This is a genomic window from Persicitalea sp., from assembly GCF_041751555.1.
Lineage (GTDB): Bacteria > Bacteroidota > Bacteroidia > Cytophagales > Spirosomataceae > Persicitalea.
Genome location: NZ_JBGSXF010000180.1, coordinates 1 through 4,456 on the forward strand (window position 1 = coordinate 1; position 4,456 = coordinate 4,456).

4 protein-coding genes and 1 pseudogene are annotated in these 4,456 nt (G+C 54.0%); 4 read left to right on the forward strand and 1 reads right to left on the reverse strand.

What is annotated here, in order from left to right; all coding sequences use genetic code 11:
- The 4 genes and pseudogenes from ACEW8P_RS06280 to ACEW8P_RS06295 form a co-directional block, all read left to right on the forward strand.
- A pseudogene (locus tag ACEW8P_RS06280) lies at positions 1-294 on the forward strand (hypothetical protein); the annotation flags it as partial.
- A gap of 77 nt (positions 295-371) precedes the next feature.
- Positions 372-1,913: a deoxyribodipyrimidine photo-lyase/cryptochrome family protein gene (locus ACEW8P_RS06285; protein WP_373512246.1), complete on the forward strand. Its 1,542-nt coding sequence runs from the start codon at positions 372-374 to the stop codon at positions 1,911-1,913.
- A gap of 185 nt (positions 1,914-2,098) precedes the next feature.
- On the forward strand, positions 2,099-2,779 hold the full coding sequence (locus ACEW8P_RS06290; protein WP_373512249.1) for a MotA/TolQ/ExbB proton channel family protein: 681 nt from the start codon (positions 2,099-2,101) through the stop codon (positions 2,777-2,779).
- A 97-nt stretch (positions 2,780-2,876) separates the two neighbouring features.
- Entirely contained in the window at positions 2,877-3,269 is a 393-nt protein-coding gene (locus tag ACEW8P_RS06295) for an ExbD/TolR family protein (protein ID WP_373512247.1), read from the forward strand.
- 83 nt (positions 3,270-3,352) lie between these two features.
- On the opposite strand, the gene ACEW8P_RS06300 is transcribed toward ACEW8P_RS06295, so the two are convergent.
- Positions 3,353-4,456: Gfo/Idh/MocA family protein (locus tag ACEW8P_RS06300; protein WP_373512248.1), on the reverse strand; the 1,104-nt coding region annotated here is incomplete at its 5' end.

Here is a 4,456-nt window from a genome sequence, read left to right on the forward strand (position 1 = left end):
ACCGACGACGCCGTCACGTGGAATATCGAGGTAGTGGAAGCGGGAGAGTACGAAGTAGCCCTGAACCTGCGCTGTCCGTCCGGGAGCGAGGGGTCGTTGGTGAGGGTAAGTATTGGCGAGAAATTTCTTGACCAAAAAGTACCCGTGGCGGAGACAAAAATCGGCGAATTGCAGGAGGTGTCGTGGGGTACTTTGCGCCTTGCGCCAGGGAAATATCTATTGTCTGTCAAGGCAACCGACGTGGTAGGTAAAGAAGCCATGCAATTGGGAAGCGTGCTAATTCGAAAAAAGTGAGTTAGCGAACTCCATCTGATTCCTTCCGGGTACGGTAGTTTTAACAACCTTCGCCGCATCCGGTTGGTTTGTCAGGAATGAGTGTCCCACACCCTTTACATATTGTCTGGTTCAAGCGCGACCTGCGCCTGCAAGACCACGCCCCGCTCAAAGCGGCGCTGGAAAACGGCCACTCAGTGCTACTGCTCTACATCTGGGAACCGTCGCTGCTGCGCGACCCGCACTACGCGGCGCGACATTGGCGGTTTGTCGGAGAGTCGCTGCGCTGCCTGGATCAGCAACTTGAAGCCTACGGTACCCAGGTTCGGCAACTTGTGGGCGAAGTGGTTCCTGTTCTGGAAAAATTACATCAGCAATTCTCAATCCAGGCTCTTTACTCCCACGAGGAAACGGGACTAAAACTCACCTTCGATCGCGACAAGGCGGTAGCGGATTTTTGTCAAGAAAATGAAATTCTTTGGCAAGAATACCAGCACAACGGCGTGCAGCGTGGCCTCCCCAACCGCAAAACCTGGAAAGAAGATTGGCACACTTACATGAACGCGCCCCTCCCCCAGCCCGCTCTGCCAAGGCTGATGTATGATTCTGCACGAATCGAACTGCCTGACGAAATCACGAGTTGGGAAGACCTGCATCGTACGTTGGAAGAAAGCTCTACTGACCGCAACTTTCAGTTTCCAAAGACGGGCTGGAAGCCCGTACCACATAGCAACAACTTCCAGCCCGGCGGTGAGGCTGCGGCCCACCGCTATATGGAAAGCTTTTTTCAGGAACGAGCTGTCGATTATAGCCGCACCATTTCCAAGCCCGAGAGCAGTCGGCGGGGTAGCGGGCGACTCTCGCCTTATTTGGCGTGGGGCAATTTGTCGGTTAGGACGGTATTTCAGCGTTACAAATTGGCCTTGCGCGAGGAGGTGATTCCCCGGCGCAACCTGATTTCGTTCGGGTCGCGGCTGCGCTGGCATTGCCATTTTATCCAAAAGTTCGAGAGTGAAGACCGCATCGAGTTCGAGAACGTCAACCGCGCCTACGATGCGCAGGTCAAAACTTTCGATCAAAAACATTTCCGCGCCTGGGCCGAGGGGCGCACGGGTTTCCCCCTAGTGGATGCCTGTATGCGCTGTCTGCACGAGACGGGCCATCTCAATTTCAGGATGCGGGCCATGCTGGTGTCTTTTCTAACTCACCTGCTGTGGCAGCCCTGGAAGCCGGGGGCCGTGCATCTGGCCACGCTTTTTCTGGACTTCGAGCCAGGCATTCACTACGCGCAGTTTCAGATGCAGACGGGCGTGACGGGCGTCAACACCGCTCGGATCTACAACCCCGTGAAGCAATCCCACGACCACGACCCAGCGGGCTCTTTTATTTTAAAATGGGTACCCGAGTTGGCCGCCTGTCCGCCCGCTTTCCTGCACGAACCCTGGCTTATGACCACGATGGAGCAGGAAATGTATGGTTTCCACCTCGGCACCGACTATCCCGAACCAATCATCGACCTCACGGAAGCGCACCGCGCTGCGCGGGAGAAAATCTGGGCGTTCAAGAAGAGGCCAGAAGTAAAGAAGGAGGGCGAGCGGATTCTGAAAAGGCACGTGGTGCCGGGGCGAAAACAGTGGTAGGGCACTCGCTGGTCCTGAACAATCGACGTTTATAATGATTTGACGAAACCATCTGCGCGTCGGAAAGGATTTTTTCTATCTTTGTTCCCCAAACAATAAGGCATACCCACTGCCGTTAATTTCAGGACTTGTCCGCCGGAAGCGCAAATCCGCCGGATTCACCACTCACCCTTCACCCCAAAAAAATAATGCTGCTGCAAGCACTTACTGACTCCACAATGGTTACCCCTGGTTCGGGTGACGGCCTTTCGGTTCTTGATTTATTGATAAAAGGCGGCTGGGTCATGCTTCCCCTCGGTTTTTTGTTCGTCGCCACGATTGCGATGATAATCGAGCGCTGGATAGGGATCAACAAAAATGCGACAATCGAGCAGTCGTTCGTGGACAATGTGAGGGATTTTATCCAACAGGGCAACCTTAAATCTGCCGAATCGCTGTGCCGCAACCAGAACAACGCCGCCGGGCGCATCTTTCAGCGCGCCACGGGCCGCATCGGCTACCCGATCAAGGACATCGAGTCCACGATCGAAAACGCCAGCCAAATCGAGTTGCAGCGCATGGAGGGTAGTTTGCCCTTCCTCGGCGTTATCGCCGGTATCGCACCCATGTTGGGTTTCGTGGGAACCATCGCCGGAATTATCCGCATTTTCTACGATATTTCCATTTCCAACGATTTCAACATCAGCACCATTTCGGGCGGGATGTACGAGAAGATGATTACATCGGGTTCCGGCCTCATCATCGGCCTGATCGCCTACGCAGGCTACCACATTCTCAACATGAAGATCGACCGCTTCGCCCTGAAACTCCAAATGGCCGCCTCGGACTTTTTGGATGTATTGCAGCGTCCTATCGAATCGAGGTAGTGCAACGTACTTTGTTCTTCGTTTTTTATGGTATATGTGCCAGGTCTTGGTCATCCGGGTCTCATATCTCATATCTCATAATTCATAATTCTAAAACGTGAAAATACGCCGTAAAGCCCGCTTTGCCCCGGAAGTGTTTACGCACTCGTTGAACGACATCATGTTCTTTCTGCTGCTGTTCTTTTTGATTATCAGCACGATGTCCAACCCGAACGTCATCAAGCTGATGCTGCCCAAGGCGTCGTCGTCGCAGCAGGTGTACAAGAAGCAGATCACGTTGTCGGTGGACGACCAGAAAAACTACTTCATCGACAAAGACCAGATTCCCGCCGGACAGTTGGAGTCGGAATTGGCGACGATCTTCACCAACGTGGAGGAGCGCACCGTGGTGCTGCGTGTGGACAAGAACCTCGCCGTGCAGGATTTGGTGGATGTTCTGGAAGTCGGTGCGAAGCTGGATATCAAGATGGTGATGGCAACGGCACGATGATTCGATAAGAAGTACAAAAAAGAAGTACAAAAAAGCCCCGCAACATTGGTAGTTGCGGGGCTTTTTTTATGGGCAACTGAAAATCAGACTTTCAAGTCACCCCAACCGTCGCGGTAGTCGCGTTTTACAAACTGATTGGCTGCGTCGTAGTTTGTGACCTTCATGTTCTGCGCGTCCCAGAATAGCTTTTTCCGTCCCGTGTACTTATCCGCCGACCGCTTGGCCGTGGGGTTGTCGCGCAGCATCCAGCTTCTGATCGCCAGATTCCCAATCAGGATACTTTCTGTAAACGGCCCGGCGTATTCGAAAGGCGAACTCGTAACGCCCTTTCCGTGGCCCTCCATACATGCGTTCACCCATTGCAGATAGTGGTCCTCATTCGGTACGCGGGCAATGCTTTCGGGAATGTTAATGATTTCATTTTCCTTCAGGGGAAGCAGCCGGGGGTTGGCTCCGTAACAATCGGCCAGCAGCTTGCCCTTGGAACCAATAAAAAGTACCCCGCCATCCGAGTTGCCAAATTCCTCGCCGGGCAATAATTCCTCGGGCCTTTCCGGCAGTATCCCGCCGTCGTACCAGCTCACTTTGATATTCCCGTTGCCATCATTTCGGGGGTAGTCCAGGTGAATGGAGGTAGTGAAGGGCGTCCAGGCAGGATTATCGTCTTTTTCGCGTAGGGTGAATGTCCAGGTACCACCCACGCTGCATTCCACCGAAACAGGGTATAGGATAGGCAGGATGCGGTACACCGGGTCCATGATGTGGCAAGCCATATCTCCCAGCGCTCCCGTACCGTAGGGCCACCAGCCGCGCCAGTTCCAGGGCAGATACGCCTTATTGTAGGGTACTTTGGGAGAGGGCCCGAGCCATAGATCAAAATCCAGCTCCTCGGGAATCGGGTCCACCGTATCGGTAGGTACCGCCTGCGGCCACACGGGGCGATTGGTCCAGCAAAGTACCTTGTGTACCTCACCGATAATCCCAGAATCGTAGATTTCCTTCATCCGCCGCACGCCATTGCCCGATCCTCCCTGATTACCCATTTGGGTAATCACCTTATATTTTTTGGCCGCCTGACCCAGCATTCGGGCCTCGTAAATATCGTGCGTCAGTGGCTTTTGTGTGTACACGTGCTTGCCCAGCTGCATCGCGGCCAGCGTGGCTACGGCGTGGGTGTTGTCGGGCGT

Bases quoted from the DNA above. Each gene is read 5' to 3' on its own strand.
- ACEW8P_RS06285 (WP_373512246.1), top strand. From the start codon at position 372: ATGAGTGTCCCACACCCTTTACATATTGTCTGGTTCAAGCGCGACCTG.